The 24,602-nt window shown below is 41.6% G+C and carries 25 protein-coding genes and 1 pseudogene; 16 read left to right on the top strand and 10 right to left on the bottom strand.

All coding sequences use genetic code 11. The annotated features are described in order from the left end of the window. Positions 1-66: 66 nt before the first annotated feature. Positions 67-1,974, bottom strand: coding sequence for an ATP-binding cassette domain-containing protein (locus tag ACP69Y_RS02575; protein WP_425915883.1), 1,908 nt, complete (start codon positions 1,972-1,974; stop codon positions 67-69). Positions 1,975-2,007: 33 nt separating this feature from the next. On the opposite strand from ACP69Y_RS02575, the gene ACP69Y_RS02570 reads away from it, so the two are divergent. The 11 genes and pseudogenes from ACP69Y_RS02570 to ACP69Y_RS02520 all read left to right on the top strand — a co-directional run bounded on the left by ACP69Y_RS02570 (position 2,008) and on the right by ACP69Y_RS02520 (position 13,016). Further along, a complete protein-coding gene (locus ACP69Y_RS02570; RefSeq protein WP_425915881.1) occupies positions 2,008-2,253 on the top strand; it encodes a SlyX family protein in 246 nt (81 codons plus the stop codon). A 98-nt stretch (positions 2,254-2,351) separates the two neighbouring features. Then, positions 2,352-3,350, top strand: coding sequence for a hypothetical protein (locus tag ACP69Y_RS02565; RefSeq protein ID WP_425915879.1), 999 nt, complete (start codon positions 2,352-2,354; stop codon positions 3,348-3,350). A 71-nt stretch (positions 3,351-3,421) separates the two neighbouring features. After that, entirely contained in the window at positions 3,422-3,871 is a 450-nt protein-coding gene (locus ACP69Y_RS02560) for an ammonium transporter (RefSeq protein WP_425915877.1), read from the top strand. Positions 3,872-3,906: 35 nt separating this feature from the next. Further along, positions 3,907-6,546 carry a type I DNA topoisomerase gene (topA, locus tag ACP69Y_RS02555; RefSeq protein WP_425915875.1) on the top strand — a complete coding sequence of 880 codons (2,640 nt, stop codon included), beginning with the start codon at positions 3,907-3,909 and terminating at the stop codon, positions 6,544-6,546. 346 nt (positions 6,547-6,892) lie between these two features. Then, the gene (locus ACP69Y_RS02550; protein ID WP_425915873.1) at positions 6,893-7,651 is read left to right on the top strand and encodes a hypothetical protein; all 759 of its coding nucleotides are present in this window, start codon (positions 6,893-6,895) and stop codon (positions 7,649-7,651) included. A gap of 136 nt (positions 7,652-7,787) precedes the next feature. After that, positions 7,788-8,099, top strand: a pseudogene (locus ACP69Y_RS02545) (HdeD family acid-resistance protein); the annotation flags it as partial. A gap of 138 nt (positions 8,100-8,237) precedes the next feature. Continuing rightward, positions 8,238-9,374 carry a glycerate kinase gene (locus tag ACP69Y_RS02540; RefSeq protein ID WP_425915871.1) on the top strand — a complete coding sequence of 379 codons (1,137 nt, stop codon included), beginning with the start codon at positions 8,238-8,240 and terminating at the stop codon, positions 9,372-9,374. 261 nt (positions 9,375-9,635) lie between these two features. Beyond that, positions 9,636-11,627: an ATP-dependent helicase gene (locus tag ACP69Y_RS02535; RefSeq protein ID WP_425915869.1), complete on the top strand. Its 1,992-nt coding sequence runs from the start codon at positions 9,636-9,638 to the stop codon at positions 11,625-11,627. 97 nt (positions 11,628-11,724) lie between these two features. Continuing rightward, the gene (locus ACP69Y_RS02530) at positions 11,725-11,997 is read left to right on the top strand and encodes an RNA recognition motif domain-containing protein (protein WP_425915867.1); all 273 of its coding nucleotides are present in this window, start codon (positions 11,725-11,727) and stop codon (positions 11,995-11,997) included. A 132-nt stretch (positions 11,998-12,129) separates the two neighbouring features. Beyond that, positions 12,130-12,633, top strand: a complete 504-nt coding sequence (locus ACP69Y_RS02525; protein ID WP_425915866.1) for a DUF6586 family protein — start codon at positions 12,130-12,132, stop codon at positions 12,631-12,633. A gap of 104 nt (positions 12,634-12,737) precedes the next feature. Further along, positions 12,738-13,016 carry a hypothetical protein gene (locus tag ACP69Y_RS02520; RefSeq protein ID WP_425915864.1) on the top strand — a complete coding sequence of 93 codons (279 nt, stop codon included), beginning with the start codon at positions 12,738-12,740 and terminating at the stop codon, positions 13,014-13,016. 58 nt (positions 13,017-13,074) lie between these two features. On the opposite strand, the gene ACP69Y_RS02515 is transcribed toward ACP69Y_RS02520, so the two are convergent. The 4 genes from ACP69Y_RS02515 to ACP69Y_RS02500 all read right to left on the bottom strand — a co-directional run bounded on the left by ACP69Y_RS02515 (position 13,075) and on the right by ACP69Y_RS02500 (position 16,948). Further along, a complete protein-coding gene (locus ACP69Y_RS02515; protein ID WP_425915862.1) occupies positions 13,075-14,793 on the bottom strand; it encodes a cation:proton antiporter in 1,719 nt (572 codons plus the stop codon). 139 nt (positions 14,794-14,932) lie between these two features. After that, positions 14,933-15,088, bottom strand: a complete 156-nt coding sequence (gene rpmG, locus ACP69Y_RS02510) for a 50S ribosomal protein L33 (RefSeq protein WP_001205031.1) — start codon at positions 15,086-15,088, stop codon at positions 14,933-14,935. 12 nt (positions 15,089-15,100) lie between these two features. After that, complete coding sequence (gene rpmB / locus ACP69Y_RS02505) at positions 15,101-15,337, bottom strand: 50S ribosomal protein L28 (RefSeq protein ID WP_053578814.1); 237 nt, start codon at positions 15,335-15,337, stop codon at positions 15,101-15,103. Between the two features lie 162 nt (positions 15,338-15,499). Then, the gene (locus ACP69Y_RS02500) at positions 15,500-16,948 is read right to left on the bottom strand and encodes a coniferyl aldehyde dehydrogenase (RefSeq protein WP_425915860.1); all 1,449 of its coding nucleotides are present in this window, start codon (positions 16,946-16,948) and stop codon (positions 15,500-15,502) included. Positions 16,949-17,064: 116 nt separating this feature from the next. On the opposite strand from ACP69Y_RS02500, the gene ACP69Y_RS02495 reads away from it, so the two are divergent. The 5 genes from ACP69Y_RS02495 (at position 17,065) to ACP69Y_RS02475 (ending at position 20,755) form a co-directional block, all read left to right on the top strand. After that, entirely contained in the window at positions 17,065-17,766 is a 702-nt protein-coding gene (locus ACP69Y_RS02495) for a TetR/AcrR family transcriptional regulator (protein WP_131216260.1), read from the top strand. 78 nt (positions 17,767-17,844) lie between these two features. Continuing rightward, a complete protein-coding gene (gene purU, locus ACP69Y_RS02490) occupies positions 17,845-18,711 on the top strand; it encodes a formyltetrahydrofolate deformylase (protein WP_425915858.1) in 867 nt (288 codons plus the stop codon). Between the two features lie 210 nt (positions 18,712-18,921). Next, on the top strand, positions 18,922-19,707 hold the full coding sequence (locus ACP69Y_RS02485) for a TonB family protein (RefSeq protein ID WP_425915856.1): 786 nt from the start codon (positions 18,922-18,924) through the stop codon (positions 19,705-19,707). A 20-nt stretch (positions 19,708-19,727) separates the two neighbouring features. Then, positions 19,728-20,351: a MotA/TolQ/ExbB proton channel family protein gene (locus ACP69Y_RS02480; protein WP_425915854.1), complete on the top strand. Its 624-nt coding sequence runs from the start codon at positions 19,728-19,730 to the stop codon at positions 20,349-20,351. Next, positions 20,351-20,755, top strand: a complete 405-nt coding sequence (locus tag ACP69Y_RS02475; RefSeq protein ID WP_425915852.1) for an ExbD/TolR family protein — start codon at positions 20,351-20,353, stop codon at positions 20,753-20,755. Before ACP69Y_RS02480 ends, ACP69Y_RS02475 begins: the two co-directional genes overlap by 1 nt. 66 nt (positions 20,756-20,821) lie before the next feature. Here ACP69Y_RS02475 and msrA read toward each other — a convergent pair whose 3' ends face one another. From msrA to thyA, 5 genes are all read right to left on the bottom strand, one after another. Then, positions 20,822-21,346, bottom strand: coding sequence for a peptide-methionine (S)-S-oxide reductase MsrA (gene msrA / locus ACP69Y_RS02470; RefSeq protein WP_425915850.1), 525 nt, complete (start codon positions 21,344-21,346; stop codon positions 20,822-20,824). Positions 21,347-21,466: 120 nt separating this feature from the next. After that, positions 21,467-21,928 (bottom strand): META domain-containing protein, encoded by a 462-nt coding sequence (locus ACP69Y_RS02465; protein WP_425915848.1) that lies wholly within the window; start codon positions 21,926-21,928, stop codon positions 21,467-21,469. 103 nt (positions 21,929-22,031) lie between these two features. Next, positions 22,032-23,093, bottom strand: a complete 1,062-nt coding sequence (locus tag ACP69Y_RS02460; RefSeq protein ID WP_425915846.1) for a DUF4105 domain-containing protein — start codon at positions 23,091-23,093, stop codon at positions 22,032-22,034. 28 nt (positions 23,094-23,121) lie between these two features. Continuing rightward, positions 23,122-23,634, bottom strand: a complete 513-nt coding sequence (locus ACP69Y_RS02455; RefSeq protein WP_425915844.1) for a dihydrofolate reductase — start codon at positions 23,632-23,634, stop codon at positions 23,122-23,124. Positions 23,635-23,713: 79 nt separating this feature from the next. After that, positions 23,714-24,556, bottom strand: a complete 843-nt coding sequence (gene thyA / locus ACP69Y_RS02450) for a thymidylate synthase (RefSeq protein WP_425915843.1) — start codon at positions 24,554-24,556, stop codon at positions 23,714-23,716. Positions 24,557-24,602 lie beyond the last annotated feature (46 nt).

Here is a 24,602-nt window from a genome sequence, read left to right as displayed (position 1 = left end):
AAGTTATTTTTTAAATAAAAAAGCACCTGCAAAATACTTTACAGGTGCTTTTATAACGCGGCTAAATTAATCGCCTTTGCTAAGATTGTCTAATTCTTCCCAACGTTCTAATTTTTCAAGCAATTGCTCGTCAATTTCCGTAAGGCGATTAGAAAGTTTCATCGCTTGATCAGCATCTGAAGTAAATAAAGAACCATCGGCAAGTTGTGCATTGATGTGGGCTTGTTCTTTCTCAAGTGCTTCCATTTCAGCGGGCAACTGCTCTAAAGCACGTTGATCTTTATAGCTGAGTTTCACTTTTTTCGGTGCTGCCGCGGCAGCCGCTGCATCAGCTTTCGCCAAGGCTTTTTTCACATCACTTTTTTGATCTACAGCAGTTTGATCAGGACGTTGTTCTAGATAATCCTGATAACCGCCGATGTATTCGTCGATATGACCTTTACCATCAAATACCCATGTTGATGTTACGACATTGTCCATAAATGCACGGTCATGCGAGATTAAAAGTAATGTACCGGTATATCCACCCAACATTTCTTCTAATAGCTCTAGGGTCACCATATCCAAGTCATTGGTGGGCTCATCCATAACGATTAAATTCGATGGTTTAAGGAGTAGTTTTGCCAGCAGAATCCGGTTACGCTCACCACCCGACAATGCTTTGACTGGCGTACGTGCACGTTCCGGAGAGAACAGGAAATCCTGAAGATAACTGTAGATATGACGACGACCACCGTTAACATCAACAAAGTCCGAACCTTCAGACACGTTGTCTTTAACCGATTTCTCCAGATCAAGTGCATTACGCAATTGATCGAAATAAGCCACTTCCAGCTGTGTACCGGTTTTTACTGTGCCGCCATGCTCAAGCTCACCCAAAATGGCTTTGATTAAGGTGGTTTTACCGACACCATTATCACCGACCAAGCCAATACGATCACCTCGAAGTACCAAAGCAGAGAAATCTTTGATGATCGGTTCCTGATTGCCGAAAGCAACACTTAAATGTTCAATATCAAAGACAAGCTTGCCAGAGCGATTGGCGTCTTGCGTTGCCATGCTGACTTTGCCCTGTTGCGAGCGACGAGCTTTTGATTCTTCACGTAAATCTTTCAGCGCACGAACACGACCTTCGTTACGGGTACGGCGGGCTTTAATGCCTTGACGAATCCAGACTTCTTCCTCTGCTAGGCGTTTATCAAACAACGCATTTTGCTTTTCTTCCGCTTCCATTTGCTGAGCTTTAAGGTCAAGGTAACGTGTGTAGTTACCTTCATAGCTGCGCAAAGTACCGCGATCAAGTTCAACAATACGCGTGGCAATGCTGTCGACAAATGAACGGTCATGCGAAATAAATAATAAGGTTAAATTATTTTGATCGAGCAGGAATTTTTCTAACCACTCAATACTTTCAACGTCCAAGTGGTTCGTTGGTTCGTCAAGAAGTAATACGTCAGGTTGTGTTAAAAGCGCACGTGCCAAAAGAACACGACGTTTACGACCACCCGATAAGTCGGCTAAATCAGCATCTGGGTCTAACCCCATTTTGCTTAAAATAGAATTTACTTTGGTTTCTAAAGCCCAACCATCGACTTGATCGAGTTTGTGCTGTAGGTTACCCATGCGGTCACAGGCTTCCATATCACCGAGTACGCAAGCATTACTGGCTTCGTGATAGGCTTTGAGTACAGCAGCAGCTTCACCTGCACCATCGGCTACAATGTCAGCGACTTTACCGGAATCCATGGGTACATCTTGAGCAAGCATGGAAATGGTGATGCCATTTTGAATAGAAACTTCACCACGATCTGGCAGTAAACTTCCCTCAATGAGTTTAAGTAAAGTAGACTTACCTTCACCGTTACGGCCAATCAAACACACTCGTTCACCGCGTTCTAAATTGAAGTTCGCGCCGTCGAGCAGGGAAGGTCCGCCAAACGCGAGTTGGACATCCCTTAACGTAATATAGGCCATACTGTTTCCTGAAATCCAAAATGAGGACTTAAAATGACTAAACAAAAAAATCTTAATGATCAGGCGTCATTTTCCGCACCCATAGAAGATTTGCAAGTGCGAATTACATTTTTAGATGATTTAGTTGAACAATTAAATGAACAGGTATCTCTGCAACATGCCGAAATAGCTGATTTGAAAAAACAAATGCAGTTTTTGTATCAACGGATTGAGTCTTCCGATTTATCCGATGGAATTGCCACTTTTGATCCAATAACCAATCGACCACCGCATTATTGAGTCAATGTTCACCGGTCTTTTTACTGAATTGATTTGACCTTTTCATCCATGCTCGTTCTAATGCGGGTTCAAAGTTCCCTTACTTGTCTATTGAGATTATGTCCAACAAAGTCGTTCTTCTTGATCTTGAAAAGAATATGCCCACCGCACAATTGTTGCGTGACATCATTCAACACTACGCTGTAATTTACTTATTTAACTGCCAAGGAAAGTTTGAATACTCACTTGAAGATTTAACCGAGTTTTCAAGTTGGGTCAGTAGTGGACAAGTAGTGATTTTAGAAACCGCAGAGGTCGATCAAAAAGAATTTGAATATGCAGTTGTAGTTGGACAATTGATTGCATTGCTAGACCCTGAAACGACGATTGAAGTCATTTCTGCCATGCCAAGCAGTGAAATCCTGCTCGAGATGATGCAATCCTCAGACATGAACTGTCACTGGATTCAAATTCAGCCGGAAGGCTCTTCTTTAAATTCAAAATATAAACTTCCAAGTGTTGAAACTATTAAGCAAAAACCAGAGTTGTTATTGGTTAAAAAATATTGTGATGTTTTGGGTAAAATGAAGGGTAAACCGAACTCGATTGAGAAACTTAAAAACTCGATCAGTAATATTTTGCAAGTCGAAAGTGATCAGGCACAGCAGCTGATTGGTTTACTGATCAATCTAAAAATTGTGAAACGTTATGATGAGCAAATTAACTTCCGTAAAAAACTGTTGAAACAATGGGTGGAACTTGATTTAGAGCAAGCAATGCCTTTAGAAACAGCAGACAACATTTCCCCATTTTTTGCCCAACTACAAACAGAACCTCCCTTAGATGAAGAACCGGAGCAGTCAAATCCGATTCATCAGGCACAAAAAGATTTATTTAAAAACTTCTCTAAAATTGATCCGGTGCAGGTCATTGTTGCGCGTAAATTGCGTGAATTAAAATCGGACAAACCTAAAGATATTTATGCCTTGCGCGATTTGCTGGAGCAAATGTTCCCGAAATCGGATGTCAGATTATTGCTTAAAGAATTGATTGAAAAGGGATATATTTACTGGAATGGCAGTGAAGTACTGTATAGTCACGAGATGTTCCTGAATTAATTTAATCGTTGCAACTTGCGTTTTATATTCAGCTTATGCAACTCTAATAAAGGAACAGACAAGGTTGTACTATGGAAAATACCGGTATTTGGGTCATTGGCTTCATCATTCTATTTGTTTTGGGTTCAATTATGGGCCTTCGCGTCAGTCCGCGAGAAAAAGCATTAGGCATGATGCGTGAGAAGGCACGCAAGATGGCATTGCACCCGCGTTTGGTGGCAGCTCCCGATTGGACCAAAATTCCTATGGCAACAGAAAGCCGTGCCAGCATGGTGGCCTATTACAGCGTACTTATTCCAGATGCACGCCTGCCTTTAATGCGTGCGCGTGTAGAAGATCAAAAGCTAAAACTTGTGCAGGGCGATGATAAGTTTAACGATTTTCCCATTGCATTAAAGGGCATTTATGCTATTGATATGCAGGCAAACTGTGTAGGACTCTATTGGGATGAAGAATCTGACCTTCGAGCAACACAGTTAGATGACATCAAAACCTATTTACAGTCTTTGGCTGAACTTTAATTTATAAACGAAACAAACAGGATTAACGGTTAACTATGGCGAACGCTCCTCGGTCTACATCCAAAAGCACCACAGCAAAATCACCGAGTGCTGCGAAAAAGCGTGCCTTAGTGATTGTGGAGTCGCCTGCAAAAGCGAAAACAATCAATAAATACCTTGGTTCGGATTACATTGTGAAATCATCCGTCGGTCATGTCCGTGACTTACCGACCGGTGGTTCTAAAAGTACAGAAAAAAAACCTGTATCACGTGCCAAACTCACCGATGAGCAAAAAGCTGAAAAAGCACAGACAGCCTTGGTTAATCGTATGGGCGTCGACCCTGAACACGATTGGAATGCTCACTATGAAGTACTTCCGGGTAAAGAGCATATCGTTGCTGAACTGAAAAAACTGGCATCACAAGTCGATGAAATCTATCTCGCAACGGATATGGACCGTGAAGGGGAAGCCATTGCCTGGCATTTAAAAGAAGTGATTGGTGGAGATGATTCACGTTACCAACGTGTAGTCTTTAACGAAATTACCAAAAATGCGATTCAGGAAGCTTTTAAACAGCCTTCACGTTTAGATATTGATAAGGTCAATGCCCAGCAAGCACGCCGTTTCTTGGACCGTGTGGTGGGCTTTATGATTTCGCCATTGCTGTGGGAAAAAATTGCCCGCGGTTTATCGGCAGGTCGTGTGCAATCGGTTGCCGTAAAACTGGTGGTGGAACGCGAACGTGAGATTCGCGCTTTTATTCCTGAAGAATACTGGCAAGTGTTTGCAGATACCCAATCTTCAAGCGACGACATTCGTTTAGAAGCAGTCAAACAAGCTGGCAAAACCTTAAAACTGCAAAATAAGGCACAAACGGATGCTTTATTAAAAGTCTTGAATAATGCCGAATATAAAGTGTCGACGCGTGAAGATAAGCCGACCAAGGTTAATCCAAGCGCACCTTATATCACCTCGACCTTGCAACAAGCCGCAAGTACCCGTTTAGGTTTTTCTGTAAAGAAAACCATGACGATGGCGCAGCGTCTATATGAAGCAGGTTTTATTACCTATATGCGTACTGACTCAACCTTCTTAAGTGATGATGCAGTCAATATGGTTCGTGGTCATATCGAATCAGAGTTCGGTGGAAAGTACTTGCCTGCTAAGCCAAACCGTTATGGTAATAAAGCCGGTGCGCAAGAAGCCCACGAAGCGATTCGCCCTTCAAATGTGGCGCTGAAAGGTGATCAGTTAGTCGGTGTCGATCGTGATGCACAACGTTTGTATGACCTGATTTGGCGTCAGTTTGTTGCGTGTCAAATGACACCGGCAGAATACCTGTCTTCAACCATTCTAGTTGATGCCAATGGGGTGGAACTTAAAGCCAAAGGTCGTACTTTAGTTTTTGACGGTTTTACCAAAGTCCGCGGTGCCAACAAAGCCGATGATGATATTTTGTTACCGGCAGTTAAAGTGGGTGAAATTCTCCAACTTGAGAAGCTCGATCCATCTCAACATTTCACCAAGCCACCGGCTCGTTTTACTGAAGCTTCACTGGTTAAAGAACTAGAGAAAAAAGGCATCGGTCGTCCATCAACTTATGCAGCAATTATTTCAACCATTCAAGATCGTGGTTATGTAAAGCTCGACAATCGTCGTCTATATGCTGAGAAGATGGGTGAAATCGTGACGGATCGTCTCGATGAAAACTTCAACAACCTGATGAATTACGCTTTTACCGCAGATCTTGAGGGTCAGCTGGATAAAGTGGCTGACGGGCAGCGTAACTGGAAGGAATTACTGGATAACTTCTACGGTGACTTTAAAAACCGCTTAACCACAGCACAGGGTGAAAACGGCATGCGTCGTAATCAACCGATTGAAGTTGAAGCAGTACATTGTCCTGAATGTTCCCGTCCAATGCAGATCCGTACCGGTACCACGGGCGTGTTTTTAGGGTGTTCAGGTTATAACTTGCCGCCAAAAGAGCGTTGCAAGGGAACCTTGAACTTGACGCCTGTAGAGTCACTTGCGGCCTTGTCTGACGATGAGGGAGCAGAAACAGCTGATCTCATGTCGAAAAAACGTTGCCCGATTTGTGAAACGGCAATGGACAGTTATGTGATTGATGGCGGGCGCAAACTGCATGTCTGTGGCAATAATCCAGACTGTGCCGGTTTTGAGCTTGAAGAAGGCGAGTTCAAGATTAAAGGATACGATGGTCCAACCATTCCATGTGACAAATGTGATGGTGAAATGCAACTTAAGACCGGTCGTTTTGGCCCTTACTTTTCATGTACCAGCTGTGACAATACGCGTAAAGTATTAAAGAGTGGCCAGCCTGCACCTCCGCGTGTCGATCCAATCCGAATGGAACATTTACGTTCAACCAAACACGATGACTTCTTTGTCCTTCGTGATGGTGCAGCAGGCTTATTCCTGGCAGCAAGCAAGTTCCCGAAAGTTCGTGAAACGCGTGCACCGAAAGTCGCTGAACTACGTTCTGTAGCTGAACAGCTTGACCCGAAATACCAGTTTATATTGAAAGCACCAGATACAGATCCTGAAGGTAATCCAGCATTGGTGAAATTCAGTCGTAAGAACCAAGCGCAGTATATTGGTTCTGAAAATGCTGAAGGGAAACAAACCAAGTGGAGCCTAGTTTACCAAGATGGGAAATGGGTTGAAGCCTAATTTTAAGAAGTGAAAATAAGACGTGAAAAAATGCTGACGAAAGTCGGCATTTTTTATTTGTTGATATTACGTAGTTCAGCGGAGTCTTCTCGGTATTCAATTTAATGCTTGAAGCTCATCTGTTACTTTGGTTTCGCCCAAATGAGAAGCTTCAAATATATTTTGAGTTCGCAAGAAAGGCATTTGTCATCCGCAAAACTCGTCAGATTCCTTATTTTATCTAAAAATTCGCAGAAACATTATCTATAATAATGCAGTCTGCCTCGGACAGTTGCGGATGACTTTTTGTGTATCCAGTTTTTGGATGGATTTTGAAAATGTTATTGCTTAATAATGAGAAAAATTAATGTGGAAAAAAATTCGAGTACTGTGTTTACTCATCATTTTATTCATCGTGGCAGTCAATGCTTACCGTGATCAAAACCAGAATTGGTCTAAACCCATTATTGTCATGCTGCATCCCATCAATGCAGACGGACAGGCTGCTACCCAAAACTATATTCAATCTTTGAATTTGTCTGAGTTAACAGCTGCACAAGAATATCTCAAATATATGTCTGCACAATACCGCGGACAACCTATCTCTTTGTATTTTCAAATGGGGCGTGAACTCAAAAAAATGCCTCCAAAAGTACCTGAGCATGCAAGTATGCTGGATACTATTCTATGGAGTTTAAAGTTCCGTTTTTATGCATGGAAACAGCATGAAAGTGCAGATGGTTCACCCAGTGTGACGTTATTTTTAAATTATTATGATCCAAAGCACAGCAAAGAATTAAAGCATTCTACAGCCTTACAAAAAGGGCGGATTGGTTCGGTCAATTTATTTGCATCAAAAAAACAGTCGCAACAAAATAAAATTGTACTGGTACATGAATTACTCCATGCTTTCGGTGCGACGGATAAATATGATTTATCTACAGGACAGCCGCTGTATCCGGTGGGTTATGCTTATCCGAATCAACAGCCTTTATTTCCTCAAGCCAAAGCAGAGTTAATGGCAGGGCATCTTCCTGTTTCAAGCGATAAAAGTAAGATGCCGGATAGTTTGCAACAGACATTAATTAATGAAATTACCGCGATTGAATTGGGCTGGAAAAAGTAAAAGATCTGGATAACGTTTAATTTATCCACAGTTTAACGTGCTGATGTGGATAAAAATAACGCATATTCATAACAGAACTCTGTTTTAAAATATTGAAAAATAAACCTGTTCCTCAACAAAAGACTTGAGAAGAAACATGAAAACAGTAGGAAATGATTTAGTTCGACATCAACTGCATGAAAATCGAAAGTGGTATTTAGGGCTTGGCATTCTACTCATCCTATTTGGAATGGTGTTGCTGGCATCTTTACCATTTGCAACTTTGTCTGTGGTTTTCCTGTTTGGTGTACTGATGATGATAGGCGGTGTTCTACACTTCATTGCAGCATTTAAAATTTTTGATGGGGGATGTCGTTGGCTGTGGGCATTGTTCGGTGTGCTGTATCTTGTAGCTGGATATTATGCTTTTACCACTCCAGTAAAAACAGCAATTGTGTTGACCCATCTTTCTCACTTTAGCTTCTTATATCAAACACAATGTGCCCAAAAGTTCTGCTGATGTATAAAGCCCATTTCGACTAAAGAGCGCTATATGCGTTCTTTTTTTATTGTATAAAAGATTTATTCATTCCATTTTTTGAAGATCATGCCTAAAACTTTTGTTCTCGCTCCCGATTCCTTCAAAGAAAGCATGACTGCTGAACAAGCTTGTCAGGCAATGCAACGTGGTATTCAAAAGGTATTTCCAGATGCACATTTTATTCATGTGCCCATGGCAGATGGTGGCGAGGGGACAGTCGATGCGTTAGTTTCTTGCTTAAATGGACAAATAATCGATTGTGAAGTCACAGGACCTTTATCTACTCAAAAAGTAAAAACTTATTTTGGCTTAATTGATAATGGTCAAACTGCTGTGATTGAAATGGCAAAAGCCAATGGCATTCATTTGCTCAAGTCTTCTCAACGAAATCCTTTATTGACTAGCACTTTGGGTACAGGAGAGATGATTAAAGCTGCGCTGAATTTAGGCGTGTCTAACATCATTATTGGCTTGGGTGGCAGTATTACCAATGATGCAGGTGCAGGTATGGCACAAGCTTTAGGTGTAAAATTTTTAGATGAAAATAATAATGACGTTGCAGCAGGTGGCGGGCAACTCGATCAAATTCGAACGATTGATATTTCAGGTTTGGACGCACGTTTAAAGCAGACTGAAATCATGATTGCCAGTGATGTAAATAATCCGCTGACTGGAGTAAACGGGGCATCGTATGTGTTTGGTCCACAAAAAGGTGCAACAGCTGCAATGGTGCAACAGCTTGATCAGAACCTTACATATTTTGCACAACGGGTTGCTCAACAATTAAATATAGATGTTAAAGATATTGCGGGTGCAGGTGCCGCTGGTGGATTAGGTTTTGGCTTGATGGTATTTGCAGGAGCAAAAATTCGTTCAGGTGTAGAGCTTGTCATTGAACAGACCAAATTGACAGAGAAAATTGCTCAGGCGAATTATGTATTTACAGGGGAAGGCTGCATCGACTTTCAAACCAAATTTGGTAAAACGCCGTTTGGTGTGGCACAAGTGGCGAAGCGAATGAATAAGCCTGTGATTGCTTTTGCGGGTGTGATTGGGGATGATATTGATGAGCTTTGTGCGTTGGGATTTACTCAGATTATTGGCATTAACCCGTCAGATTGCACTTTAGAAGACGCGATGCAAAATGCGCAAAGGCATTTAGAGGATGCGGTAGTTACAATGTTAAATAAACTTGAAAAGTGATTATGCTAAATTCTAAAAGTAGAGATACTCATAGCCTTGAAAGGATGTGAATAGATAAATGCTAACGCGTAGGCAAAGTGTCACTTTGACAGGGCAAAGTAACCAAGCCCTCTGTTATTCAGATGATGCGGCCATGCATCACTGAATAACGGCAGCATCCATGCTGCCTGTCACGATGTAAACTCCTTCTAGAATTTTCATAGCAAGTTTTCTATGGAGAGCTCTGTTAAACTATTCGTCTACCGAACACGATGAGACACCATGAGTTTAGCCACCCTGATTGATGAATTAAACCCTCAACAAAAGCAAGCCGCAACCACCGAATCTAAGCATAGTTTGGTACTTGCAGGCGCAGGCTGTGGCAAAACCAAAACTATTGTGGCACGTGCAGCTTATTTGATTGATCAAGGTGTACCAGCCAATCAAATCCAGATTCTGACCTTTACCCGTCGTTCAGCCAGTGAAATTGTGGCACGTGTAGAACTGGCTTTAGGTGAACAGGCCAAAGGGCTTCGAGCATCAACCTTTCATACCTTCTGTATGTACTTGCTGCGCCGCATTCCGAAAGCGTTTGGCTTGGAACAATTCTCGATTATCGACCGTGATGATCAGTTGATGATGTTCCGTCTGATTCGCGGTAAAGACGATAAAAAGAATCCAAATGCCCTTCCAAAACCGAAAGAGTTATGTGATCTCTATTCTTTTGCCCGAAATACGCGGCAAAAATTAAGTCTGGCTTTAGAAAAGCAAATGCCAGAGTTTCTGGAATATAAAGATCAAATTGCAGATATCATGAAAGAGTACGAAGCCCGAAAACAGGCACGTAGCTTTCTGGATTATGACGATATCTTGGCCGTGGTGGCTTCAGCTCTGGCACAATCAGAAGGCTTGGTGGATTACGTTTCATCGATCTGTCAGCACATGCTGGTGGATGAAATGCAGGATACCAATCCTTTGCAATGGGCTTTGCTTGACCCCCTGAAAGATAAAACCAGTCTGTTCTGTGTTGGTGATGATGCGCAGTCCATTTACGGTTTTCGTGGTGCCGACTTTGAAAATATTCACCATTTTAAAGAACGTGTACCCAATGCACAGATCTTTAAACTGGAAAAAAATTACCGTTCTACGCAAGAAATTCTAGATCTATCCAACTGGTTGCTCGATCAAAGTCCGATTCAATATGACAAGCATTTAGAGGCTTATCGTGGTGATGGTGTTAAACCACGCATGCATATTTTCCCGAACGAATTTGATGAAGCCAAATGGATTGCCATCGACATTAAAGAGCGGCATTTACTGCAGGGTTCGGCATGGCATGAACACATGGTATTGGTGCGTTCGAGTTTTGCTGCACGGCATATTGAAGCGGCATTCATTCAGGCCAATGTGCCTTACCGTTTTATTGGTGGCATGAAGCTGCTTGAAACCGCGCATGTAAAAGATTTGCTGAGTCTATTACGTGTGATTGCCAATCCATTGGATGATATTGCCTGGATGCGCTTCCTGACACTTTGGAATGGTGTGGGTGATGTCGGCGCAAGTAAGCTGGCTCAACAGTTATTACTTGAACCTGAAACTGAGCATATTTTTGAAAAGTTAGAAAAATTTGGTCGTATTCCAGACAATACTTTGCTGATCATGAAGCAAATGCTGGTATTGAAAGATCAAGTACAAGCCTGTGTATCGCTGGGCATTGAAGCGCTAAAAGATCAGCTTGAAGAAAACTATGCCAAAAAGGACTGGTCAAAACGCTTGGGTGATTTTGATCTGGTCAAACAGTTGGCTTCGAAACATGATCAACTGAGTGAGTTTTTGGAAGAATATGTGCTCGATCCCGTGTCGATTAGTGAAATAGAACGTCAGTCGCAGGATGATGTAGTCACACTCATCACCATCCATTCTGCCAAAGGAACCGAACAGAAAGTCTGTTATGTGGCGAATGTCTCGGCGGGACAATATCCACATGCACGGGCGCAGGGTAATTTCGATGAAGTCGAGGAAGAACGTCGTGTGTTGTATGTGGCATTGACCCGTGCCAAAAATGAATTGATTTTAACCAAGCAGAATCTGACTTTATGGGCGCGCGATCAGGTTGATGATCAGGGTCGCAAGATTGAAAGTTATTTTCTCAATGAATTAACCCGTCATTTGTGTATTAGCGAAACCCATTACAAACAACGCCAGCAAACCGTAAAAAGCGCTTTAATTGAACGACAGTCGATTAATTTAGATTTTGGCATTGATCTCGATTAAACTATAGCAATTGCGTTATTTTGTTTTTTATTGCGAAGTTCAAAAAGTCGAGTAGGCGAGTGCTTTTTGATGATTTTGCCTATTTTAAGGTTGTAAGATGAAAATTTTAGTTCGTAGTTTAGAACGTACAGTAACAGAAGCTGAATTATTGAAGTTATTTCAAGACTTTGGCACAGTTGAGTCATGCAAGTTGGTGCTTGATGCGACTACAGGTAAATCGAAAGGTTTTGCCTTTGTTGAAATGCCACATGCTCGTGAAGCGATTAAAGCCATTAAAGGCTTAAATACCCTTCGTTTGCACGGACATGGTATTCGTGTAAAGCAGGCTGAAGATAATCCTGACACGACAAGTAAAACTGAAAACAAATAATTAAAGGAGCGAAAGCTCCTTTTTTATGGATAAAAGAAATGCGATGGATCATGCATAATTTTTATTGGGAATTGATCAAAATAAAGTTTAATCTTAGGCATGTAACAAACGCCAAAATTTAGGAATATCGCTATGTCCCGTGTTGCTCGTTTCCATGCTGACCGTACCAATCAGAAACTGTATTTTGCACGTCTTTCATGCCAACAAGCTGAGCAAACTGACAATATTCAACAGGCACAGGCAAATCGTGAAGCTGCCGTATTCCATTTGCATGGAGCAGTCTTGGCCTTTTTGCAGGAATTGGTTCGTTACTATCGTTTAAATGACTTTATGCCAACCCTCAAGTCGATTGAAGATAACATGGCGGAAAAGGGACAAGTGTCTCCTGAAGTGACCGTGCTGCAGCAATTATCGAAACAAGGTTTTATTGCTGAACTAAAACGTGCTTATCGTATGTGCCAATATGCACCTGAGCCAAGTGCACCTGAACCAGAACATGAAACATCATCTAACTTAATTATTAAAGTGACTCAAACACCTCAAGCATGGTTGCCGGATACAAAAATTTTGCGTGAATGGCATCGTGATTTAACTCAACTGATTGATGGCTTTCGTAACGAGATGGTTGAGTTTTAATCTTTTTTCTCAGCTCTTGAAGTTTTCATCATCGGCCTTATATAAATAGTCTACGTAATGCAAAGTGCAACTGCCTTTGCCACCATGTTGAACATGGAGGAACTATGTCTATAGAACAATTGAAAGAATTATTTGGTAATCAAGAAGCTATTTTAGAATTGGTTCAACTTGAAGGTGGTGAGTTGGCATTGCGAAATGCAGGCTCTCAAAAAGAACCCTTGGTTAAAATTCAGTTTAATGATGAAGTGAAGTTATTACTGGGTGATCAAATGCCTGAGATTGCACAACATATGGTGCAAGCCGCGTTGTTTGCCATGATGGAAAAGCAAGTCAATGAATGGCAGGCGGAAATTGTAGATGATCAACCTAAGTATCTGAGCTGATCGCTAATCTAAGAAATATAAAAAACGCACTCATGAGTGCGTTTTTTAAGCTACAAGATTAATGTGTCGGTTCTTGCTGATGAGCAATCTGGATTTGATTGAGTATATGATTGGTCATATTCTTCGCCATTTCTTCTTTGGCAAAATACACTTCACCAATATTATCACGACGAATCACTTCAGCTTCTTCCTTACTTTCTGCACAGACTAAAACCTGAATTTGAGGATTCAGTGTTTTGGCAATATCCACAATTTTATGAATATCTAAAATATCCATTGGGGACAGAACTAAAAGCCGCGCATGTTGAATATGCGCTTGAATTAACACACTCGGTTCGGTGGCATGACCGGAAACAGCTGCAATCCCTTTTTGTCGCAGTCTTTCTACGATTTCACGGTTTTCTTCGGCAATCACCACCTTAATATTTTGCGCCATTAACTCTTTCGTAATACGACGACCGACTTCGCCATGTCCCACAAGCACCACTTGATCACGTAAATACTCTTGAGATACTTCATCGGGTAGCATGGAAAGAGGGTCGCCGCTTCGTTCCAGCAAACGCGCCAGATGCGAGCGTTCACGAATCCAGTTTTGCACCGGTTCAATGGCAGAGAATATAAATGAATTCAGCGTAATTGAAATAAGCGCACCCGCTAGAATCAGGTTTTGTCCTTCTATTGAGAGTAAATTGAGTGAGAGACCCAAAGTTGCCAGAATAAAAGAAAACTCGCCAATTTGTGCAAGGCTTGCACCAACGGTTAACGCAGTGTTAATCGGGTAACGGAAAAATAAAACCAAAGCCATCGCTGCAATAGTCTTGCCAATCATGATAATGCCGACTACAGCAAGCACATGTAAGGGTTGCTCAATCAGGATGCGTGGATCGAACAGCATGCCGACAGAAACAAAGAATAGAATCGAGAAAATTTCACGTAGGGGTAAAGTTTCTTCTTCGGCACGGTGACTAAAGTCGGATTCTTTGACCACCATTCCGGCAAAGAATGCACCAAGTGCCATTGATACGCCAAAAACTTTATAGGCACCAAAGGCAATTGAAACCGCAGCTGCAACAACGGTTAAAGTAAACAGTTCACGCGAGCCCAAGCGTGCGACCATTTGCATGATCCAGGGAACCAGACGTTTACCGACAATCAACATAAAGGCAATAAAGCCTGCAACTTTAAGCAGAGTCACACCTAAAGTGAGCCAGATGTTTGCATCGAGATCTGTCCCGGCAATGGGTGTACCGCCAAATAAAACTGCTGTGGCAGGTAGTAAAACCAAGACCAGCACCATCACCAAGTCTTCAACCAGCAGCCAACCCACGGCAATTTTACCATTTACAGAATTCAGTAAACCGCGGTCACCCAAAGCTTTAAGTAGAACCACGGTACTGGCACAAGAAAGACTTAAACCAAACACCAGTGCAGAACCAAAACTCCAGCCCCACATCATGGAAACGCCTATACCCAATAAGGTCGCGACAGCAATTTGTAAAATAGCACCCGGTAAAGCGATTCGACGTACCTGCATTAAATCACTTAAGGAAAAATGCATCCCGACACCAAACATGAGGAACATTACCCCAAGTTCAGCCAGTTGATTGGCAAGTTGAATATCTCCGACCACACCGGGCGTGTTCGGACTAATGATGATACCGGCAATGAGATAGCCGATCAGAGGGGGGAGGCGTATACGAGCCGCAATATAGCCAAAGATAAGCGCCAGTCCAAAGCCAACTGCTAATAATATAATGAGATCTACGTCATGAGGCACTAAAAACTCCTTAAGCCTAGTTAAGGGTAAAAATACAAAAGCACAAACGGTGCCAAAAAATTAGTTAAAGTGTATCAAGGCGAATAAAAAAAATGCAAAAAAAACGACCCAGAAGGTCGTTTTTTTTAAGAAAGCAAAATTATTTAATTTTAGCTTCTTTGAAAATCACGTGTTGACGGATTTTTGGATCAAATTTTTTGATTTCCATTTTTTCCGGCATAGTACGTTTGTTCTTAGTCGTAGTATAGAAATAACCTGTACCAGCTGAAGAAACTAGACGAATTTTATCACGCATTGTACTGACTCCTTAGATCTTTTGACCTTGAGCACGAAGGTCAGCAACAACCTTTTCAATACCCAATTTGTCGATAATACGCATACCTTTAGTGGTTAAACGAAGACGTACGAAACGTTTTTCGGTTTCTAACCAGAAACGGTGGTGATGCAGGTTCGGCTCGAACCGGCGTTTGGTTTTGTTATTGGCGTGCGAGACGTTGTTGCCAACGACTGGACGCTTGCCGGTAACTTGGCAAACCTTAGACATGGTGAACTCCATTGCTAGACAGCATCGATTGTGCGGCTAGTCATTAAAAGTAAACGGATGAAATCATTCAAGGGGCGTTTTATACCAAAAATGCGCTTAAAAGACAAGCGAATTTAATAAAAACTCGGCATGAATACGTGCAATAGCTCATGCCTTGATCAGTTAGCGAAGAAGGATCTTCGAAATCAATTTATGAATCGGCTTGTTAAATGGTGGGAGAATGAATTTTAAGCTATAGAGCTTAGGATTCGACATCACCGACCGTTCATGAGACAAACTGAAGAAACCTTCTGGACCATGATATTTGCCCATACCTGAAGCACCTACGCCACCAAATGGTAAATCGTCCTGTGCAACATGGGTCAATACCGTATTTTGCCCGAAATGCCCTGAATGAGTATGCTGTGCGACATAGTCAGCACGCGCCTGATCAAAGTCGAAATAGTATAATGCAAGTGGACGCGGACGGCTATTAATAAAGTCAATAACATCGTCAATTTGATCATATTCTAGAATTGGCAGAATTGGTCCGAAGATTTCTTCTTTCATAATCCGCATTTCAGTGGTTACGCCGGTCAGTAAAGTCGGCGCAATTTTTCGAACGGCAGTTAAATCTTCATGTTCGGGATTGATTTCGATCATTTTGGCCCCCTGATTAATGGCATCTTCCAAATAACCTTGCAGGCGATTGTACTGTTTGTCATTAATAATCGAGGTGTAATCTTGATTATAGGCGAAATTTGGATACATCTCTTCCACACAAGCTCTAAACTGCTTGATAAATTCGGCCGTTTTTCCTTTAGGCAGGAACATATAGTCAGGTGCCACACAAGTTTGACCTGCATTCCACAGTTTACCTGCAGCCACACGTTGCGCGACATCTTCTAAATCAATCGATGGATGAACCAGAACAGGGGACTTTCCGCCCAATTCTAAAATCACAGGCACTAAATTTTCTGAGGCAGCTGCCATCACGGTTTTACCAACTTCAGTAGAACCGGTAAAAATGATTTTATCAAAAGCTAAATGGCTAAATGCATCAGAAATAGGACCGCCACCATTTATGACTGCAACCAATTCGATCGGAAAGGCTTCACTTAAGGCTTTTTCAAGCGCACGACCAAAATTGCTTGATGCACTGGAGATTTTGATCATGGCATTGTTGCCGGCAGCAATTGCACAAATTAGTGGACCAACCGACAATAATAAAGGATAGTTCCAAGGGGCAATAATTCCTACCACACCTAGTGGTTGATATTGAACCCAGGCCTTTGCCGGTTGATGAATAATTCCTACATGGCGTTTCGAAGGTTTCATCCAATGGGTCAAATGCTTGCTATAATATTTAATCTGTTCAAGACAGGTGAGTAATTCACCGATTTTGGTTTCGCCAATAGAACGGTTACCATAGTCCTGGTTAATTGCTTCGGCGAATTGATCTTGATATTTAACTAAGATACGCTTTAAACGTGCTAAACGATCAATACGTTCTTTTGCGCTTGGCAAAGAATGACGTTGATAGGCATGTTTTTGCTGTTCCAGCACATCATGTAAGTGCTGAATATCGAAAGAATGTGGTGTCATTGAAGTTGTTTTTGTTTGACTATTCATGACCTGCTACCATTAAATAAAAAGCGATTAATTTAATTTTTAGAGTAAAAGCTCTAAATAGTCAAGTTACTTTATGTGTTAGCTCGCTAACCTATTGAATAAATGGTCACTTCAGGATGTCTCACTCCAAAACGGTGAAAACCAAAGAACGTATTTTACAGCTCAGCTTACAGTTATTTAATGAGCGCGGTGAGCGTTCAGTTACAACCAATCATATTGCAGCTGAACTGAGTATGAGTCCGGGTAATTTGTATTACCATTTCCGTAATAAAAACGAAATTATCAAAGAGTTGATGGAGCAGTATCAAAAAGAAACTCTGGAAATGCTTGCATTGCCGGATGATCGCTTGCTCGATGCCAATGATAAGATTCGTTATTTTCAAGTGCTGAGCAGCCAGCTTTGGGCTTATCGCTTTTTGCATCGCGATGTTTATCATTTGGTTGAAAATAATGATGATTTTCGAAAAATGTATCCACGTTTTGCCGGTCAGGTGATGCAGCAGGGGCAAAAAATTTATAAAGCCTTTGTCAATGCAGGGTTAATGCAAATGACGGACTCGGAAATTGAGGCCCTGATTATTAACTTGTGGATTGTTTTGACCAACTGGACCAACTTCTTATATATGTCGGGTCATATTACCGACTCCAATACTTTAGAAGAAAAGTGGGTTTGGCAGGCATTACGTCAAATGGTGTTCCTGGAAGGGGCGTATTTGCGTGGTGAAAGTCGTCAAACGTATGAACATTTGCTTGAAACGCTGGGGCCTTCAGAACTTTTTGAGAGTCTATCTTCAAGTAAAAATCACGATGCCACATAGCCTATTTAGAAAGCCTTAAAAAAGCGTTAGAATGCTCGGCTTGTTTTTCAATTTAACTGATTAGTGATATAAACCGACATGAATATGACCACTGCTAACACAGCACGTTTACTGATTACTTGCGAGGATAAACCGGGAATCGTGCAAGCTGTATCGAGCTTTTTGTATCATCAGGGAGCAAATATTACCGCACTTGATCAATACGCGACTGAAGCTCAGGGCGGGCGTTATTTCATGCGTGTTGAGTTTGAACTGGATAACTTGCAAAGCCGTAAAGAAAATTTGACTCAAACTTTTGCGACCAATGTTGCTGAGCGCTATAACATGAATTGGCGTTTGGCTTTGGTCAGCGACGTCAAAAAAGTCGGCATTTTAGTCTCTAAAGTCGATCATGCCTTGCTTGAGCTTTTATGGCGTCATGCACGTGGTGGTTTACCTTGTGAAATTACTAAAGTGGTGTCCAACCATGAAGATTTACGCGAGTCAGTTGAAAACTTCGGTATTCCATTTGAAGTCGTGCCGGTCAATAAAGAAAACAAACGTGAAGCCTATGCAAAAATTGATGAATTGATGCAAGGTAATGATTTGTTAGTTCTTGCACGTTATATGCAAATTTTGGATGAAGAATTTGTCAAAAAATGGGAAATGAAAGTGATCAACATTCACCATTCATTCTTGCCTGCCTTTGTGGGTGCAAACCCTTATAAGCAAGCTTATGAAAAAGGTGTGAAACTGATTGGTGCTACAGCGCATTATGTGACTGCGGATCTCGATCAGGGGCCGATCATTGAGCAAGATGTAGAACGGGTAAATCACGATTTTACAGTCGATCAACTTCGTGAACTTGGACAAGACGTCGAACGAAACGTGTTGGCTCGCGCGGTAAAATGGCATCTTGAAGATCGTATTATTGTAGATGGTAACAAAACGGTTGTTTTTCAATAATAATTGTTAAAATAATTCATTTAAAAGGTGTGCTTTAGGCATGCCTTTTTTGTTTTCGATTCAAAAAACTCATCAAAACTTACGATTTAATAGTTGCAAATGAAAACACTTCTCATTTATTATTGCGTTGCTTTAATTGTACTAACCGATGAGCTTGATTGCTTAAATCTGTATGGATCTACAATCGCTTTAATTAGGTAACTGATTTTAATGAGTCAAACTCCCGCTCTAAATATGCAAACCCCCAATCCGATGAAAAAGAAAATTATCACAGCGCTTATAGCCGTTGTGATCGGTCATATGGGTGTGTTGTGGGCGGTAGGGCAAATGAAAACCCCAGAACTCAAACCGATTGAAAAAGAGCCTTTAAAAGTTCGTTTTGTTAAAATTCAAGAGCCTCCAAAACCTTTGCTACCGAAGCCAAAAGCTGAACCGAAAAAAGAGCAGCCCAAGCCTAAAGAAGTGAAAAAAGTTGAAATTGTAGAAAAACAACTTCCACCACCGCCGAAAAAGGTAGAGAAGGTTCAACAAGTTAAGAAAGCAGAAACACCAAAACCTGTAATAAAACCGGTTGAAGCACCGCCTAAACCGACTGTGACAACAACGATTTCTGAAACTAGAGTTGTGAAACCGGCACCGGTAGCGCCACCCGCACCGCCAGCGCCAGTAACACCCCCGGCACCTGCTGCACCACCATCGCCAAAAAGTGTTTCTATTGGTGGCTCGGGCGTACAATGGAGTCGATCGCCAAAACCTTCTTATAATAACAATGATTTAGAAGGCCAAACGCGAACCATCGTGGTTCATATTGAAGCGAATGAAAAAGGGGTGATCACTTCTGCCCGTATTTCACGTTCGAGTGGTGTTCCTGCTTTAGATGACAAGATTTTACGCTCAGTGCGTAGTTCCAAATTCAAACCGTACAAAGAAAATGGCGTGGCTTATCCAATTAGTGCTGACCAACCATTTGAATTGACATTGAATCCACACGGCTAACATTTTTTAGGAGTTCGAGTATGAACTTTTCAGTTTATTGGCAACACGCCGATGCAGTGAGTAAGACTTTGTATTTCGTGTTATTGGCAATGTCGATTACGACATGGACAATCTTCGTTTTACGTTTAATGGGGACTCGCCAACTGAAGCAACAAGCTTATGCTCAACTTTCTCAAGCGTTAAGCAAGTTAAAAGCGAAATTTGCCCCGCTCAGTTTTGAACAGCGTAAGGCAGTGGCAGAACAAGCTTTATTGCGTCAAATTTCTGCTGAAAAATCGAGTGCAGAAAAAGGTGTTGCAGTTCTAGGTACCATTGCTTCACTTGCACCATTTGTGGGTTTGTTCGGTACAGTTTGGGGTATTTTCCATGCCTTGGTCGCAGTCGGTAAAAGTGGTCAAGCCGGTTTGGCACAAGTTGCGACACCTGTGGGTGAAGCCTTGATCATGACCGGTTTAGGTTTAGCCGTGGCGATTCCAGCAGTATTGGCTTATAACATTTGTACCCGTGTAAACCGTGGTTTATCGCATGAGTTACAAGACCAGGCGCACAGTCTGTTAATTGACACCATGTTGCAACAAGATAGCGCGGCTCAAGTGACTGAAGCTAAAGCAACATCGAATCATTTGGTGGGAGGTCAAGCTTAATGGGCTTTCAATTGGGCGAAGACAACGATGTAGGCATGAATGAGATGAATCTTATTCCGCTGATCGATATTATGTTGGTATTGATGATCATCTTCTTGGTGACAGCAACCGTTGCTAACCCATCAATTCCATTAACCTTACCAAAGACCACGGCAGATATTATTGATTTGCCCCCTAAAAATGTCACCATCAGTATTAACGCGGGTGGAGAAGTTGCCTGGAATGGCAATGTGCTCACGCTTGATGAGTTACAGACAAAATTTAATGCAGCTAGTCAGGAAGAGCGTCAGCCGACCATTGTACTGAAAGCAGATAAAGAATCACGTTATGACGCTGTTGCGCAAGTGATGTCTCGTGCGAGCGAAGCCGGGCTCAGCGATATTGCTTTTGCGACTGATAACTAAGCAAAAATATAAAAAAGCGACCACTTCGGTCGCTTTTTTATGTCTGAAATTCGCTAAAAAGTGCTGCTATTCAGCTTTAAGTAAGTCATGGAACTTACTGCGTAATTTCATTAATTTTGGTGGAATGGAAAAATTACAGTAGCCTTGAGATGGATTCCGGGCAAAGAAATTCTGGTGATATTCTTCAGCAGGGTAGAACTTGGGTACAGGACTCAGTTCAGTCACAATATTCAGGCCTTCTGCTTTTAATTTATCAATCGCTTGTTGTGCCTGCTGTTGCTGTTCATCATTCAGGTAATAAATCACGGAACGATATTGAGTGCCGATGTCATTGCCTTGGCGGTTTAACGTCGTTGGGTCATGCGTGGTAAAAAACACATCCAAAAGCTGGGTAAAGCTAATTTGTGTTTCATCATAATCAATCAAAATTACTTCTGCATGGTTGGTGTCTCCACGACAGATATCGTCATAACCTGGATTGTCGGTGTGACCACCTGCATAACCGCTGACCACTTTTGCTACGCCTTTCAGCTGTAAAAATACGGCTTCAACACACCAAAAACATCCACCACCAAATAATGCCTGTTGCATGGTTTTATCCTATATTTGTTTATTATTTTTAATATATGGGTTTTTTATGAAGCTACAATGTATTTATTTATGTATTTTAAATACAAAAGCCTGAGACTTCAGGCTTTTTATCTGCATTATTTAACGTGGTTGCACCGGAATGGTAAATTGGATCAGAAGATTTCCATGGCGATCAAGCAGTTTTAGTGTTTTGCCAAAGACTTGATAGTTTGCCACTTTAGTCAGTGCTTCATTAAATTGTCGCGATACATTTTGGCTATCTAGACATGCCATTTTGGTGCCTGCCATTGGGCCAAGGACTAAAGTATCTCGACCTGCTTCATAGCTGCCCATAATACGGTTACAACCATCGGCACCACTGACGCGTTTCGTTGCAGCATCAAACTGTAAGCTTGGAATATTATGCGCAGTTGGGGCTGTTTTTATTTCAGTATTGCCAATATGTGTTGCAATCCAGGTGCGGTTTTGCAGTTGCACTAAATTTGCAGTTTCAATCGTGGTAGAGGCACTTGGTGTAGTTTGACAACCGCTAAAAGCAATAGCAGCACCCAGTATGCCAACAGCAAATAATTTTTTTAACATATTGGAATTCTCGTTGTTGATTTAACTTATGTTCTATATAAACAAAAAAATAGCCAATTAACTAGCGTTAAATGTATGTTTTATATATTTTTTAGATTACTTTTTATGGTGGATCTACAGGTGTAGGGTGTGGCAAACCCTGACGAATAAGGGATGAATATTGAGTGCTGGAGAGATGCTTTAATTTACTGACCCGTGGGTTGATATAAGCAACCTCATACCACTGTTGCAGGCTTAAATCGTGTGAAATGGCATTTAAGTCATACAGGTAATTGGGCAGGTATCCTGAAGCCAGCAGGCGGTAATCAGTCGGTAAGTGTCTTTTAGATACTGCTTGTACCATATCAAAAACCAGTGTGGTGCAGTTACTGGTCAGGCTGTTATACCATTTCGGCTGATTTTTTAATTCATGGGCTTTACGCAGATATTCTTCAAACAAGGCACGTCTTTCAGTTTTGGACATATTGACCGGAAAGAAATAGACATGTTCACCACGGACATTACTGCGGGTATAAATCAGATCCTTTTCATCTGCTGCGATCAGGCTGAGTTCGTATTTTCTAAAAAAACCACCATAAGTCGAAAATTCTTCATTTTTTTGTTTGCGAACTTCAATCGAGAAGGTCAGTGGCTTGCTATTGGTAAAATCAAAACTGACCAAGGTATGTGCAATTTGTGGTCCCATCCAATAGGAGGTAATAATATTCACACCGGTGATTTCGTTTAAATCAAAATCACGCGTTTCCCAGCGTTCATCATAACTGCCATCAGCATGCCAATTAAAATTACGCACGTTGTGCAAGGTGATCTTGTCATCCTCTTGTTCAAAGGACAGCACTTGGGCAACTTCGGGATTCCATTCCCGATCTTGTTTGGCTTCCAGGTTAAAATACCAAAATAAGCCCAGCAGAAAACCCAGCATATAAATCAGGACATCTATGTGGCGGTTAAAGAAATGCTGGGTGATATAAATGCCAAGAATGCTTAAAGCAAAGACAATCCAAAGGCCAATCAGTACGCGGGTGACTAACCAGCCAAAAGGTTCTTGAAACCATAAAGCAAGACACAGCCAAATAGAGGACAAAATAACGAAGAGACTGAACACGGAATGGAGTAAAGCCATGCCCAGCGCAGCGAAAAATTCCCTTTTTCCAATATTATGCATATTTGACTGTTATAAATAATTATTATCTTTATTTTCGGTAAGTTGCGAACTCAAAAGCAATCCCAGTTTTGTCGTCAATATGTTGTTCAGACGCGACCTTTTTAAATTCAGCTGGAATTTCCGGATAATAGGCATCGCCTTGAACATCAAGCTCGACATGGGTCAACTCCAAACGGTCGGCAATGTTCATAGTCTGTTTAAAGATTTCACCGCCACCAATCACAAAGATTGCATCTGGTTTTTCTGAAGCTTGCACATCGGCCACAGCTTGAGCCAAAGCATCTTCAATAGAATAGGCTACTTTAGTCCCTTCAAATGACCAATTCGTGTCCCGGGTAATGACCCAATTGATACGTTTCGGCAAGGTGCGTCCCATAGACTCTAAAGTCTTACGACCCATGACCACAACACCGCCTTGGGTGATTTCTTTAAAGTGCTTGAGGTCAGCAGAAATGTGCCAAGGCAAGTCATTATTTTTACCAATGCAGCGCTGTTGATCCATTGCTACAACATGCACAACTTCTAAATTTTGGAAGCTCATAAAATTTTCCCTGTATTTTTTATACTCAGATAAGTTTTCCCCCTTTGAAAAAGGGGGAATTAAAGGGGGATTTTAGAAATTAAACCGCAACCGGTGCTTTAATTCCTGGATGTGATTCATAACCGACAATTTCAATATCTTCAAACTTAAACTCGAAGATGTCTTTAATTTCTGGATTCAGTTTTAATTGGCAAAGCGGTAATGGTTCACGACTGAGTTGCAATTTTGCCTGTTCAAAGTGGTTGGTATATAAATGGGTATCACCACCGGTCCAGATAAAGTCGCCTACACCTAAACCACACACTTGCGCGATCATATGCGTGAGCAGGGCATAACTGGCAATGTTAAATGGAACACCCAGAAATACGTCCGCACTGCGTTGATACAATTGGCAAGACAGCTTGCCGTTTTGAACAAAAAACTGGAACAGGGTATGGCAAGGCGGAAGGGCAACATTTCCCGCTTCATTCGGGTTCCAGCCCGAAACGATTAAACGGCGTGAATTTGGATTGGTTTTAATTTCGTTGATCAGCCATTGAATCTGGTCAAAACCATCTTGCTCATATAAGCCATTTTCTTTTTTGGTTGCGCCAAAGTTACGCCATTGATGACCATAAACTGGACCCAATTCCCCTTCAGGACGACCAAAACGTGCAGTTTGTTCCGCGGTTGACCATTCATCCCAGATTGAAACTTTGTTGTCCTGTAGATATTTAACGTTGGTATCACCTTTTAAGAACCAGAGCAGTTCAATCACGATGGAGCGAAAATGAACTTTTTTGGTGGTCAATAAAGGGAAGCCTTTAGAAAGATCAAAGCGCATTTGATGACCAAATACAGAACGTGTACCTGTTCCAGTGCGATCACCTTTGTCGCCACCGTTGTCGAGGATGTGTTGTAAAAGGTCTAAATACTGACGCATGTCTCTCTCATAATATTGTGAATTTCTTGTGGCACATATTAGCCTT

This window comes from Acinetobacter sp. TSRC1-2 (genome assembly GCF_049895885.1).
In the GTDB taxonomy this organism is placed as follows: Bacteria; Pseudomonadota; Gammaproteobacteria; order Pseudomonadales; family Moraxellaceae; genus Acinetobacter.
The sequence above is the reverse complement of the archived record's forward strand: the minus strand, read 5'-3'. Positions and strand labels throughout refer to the sequence as shown.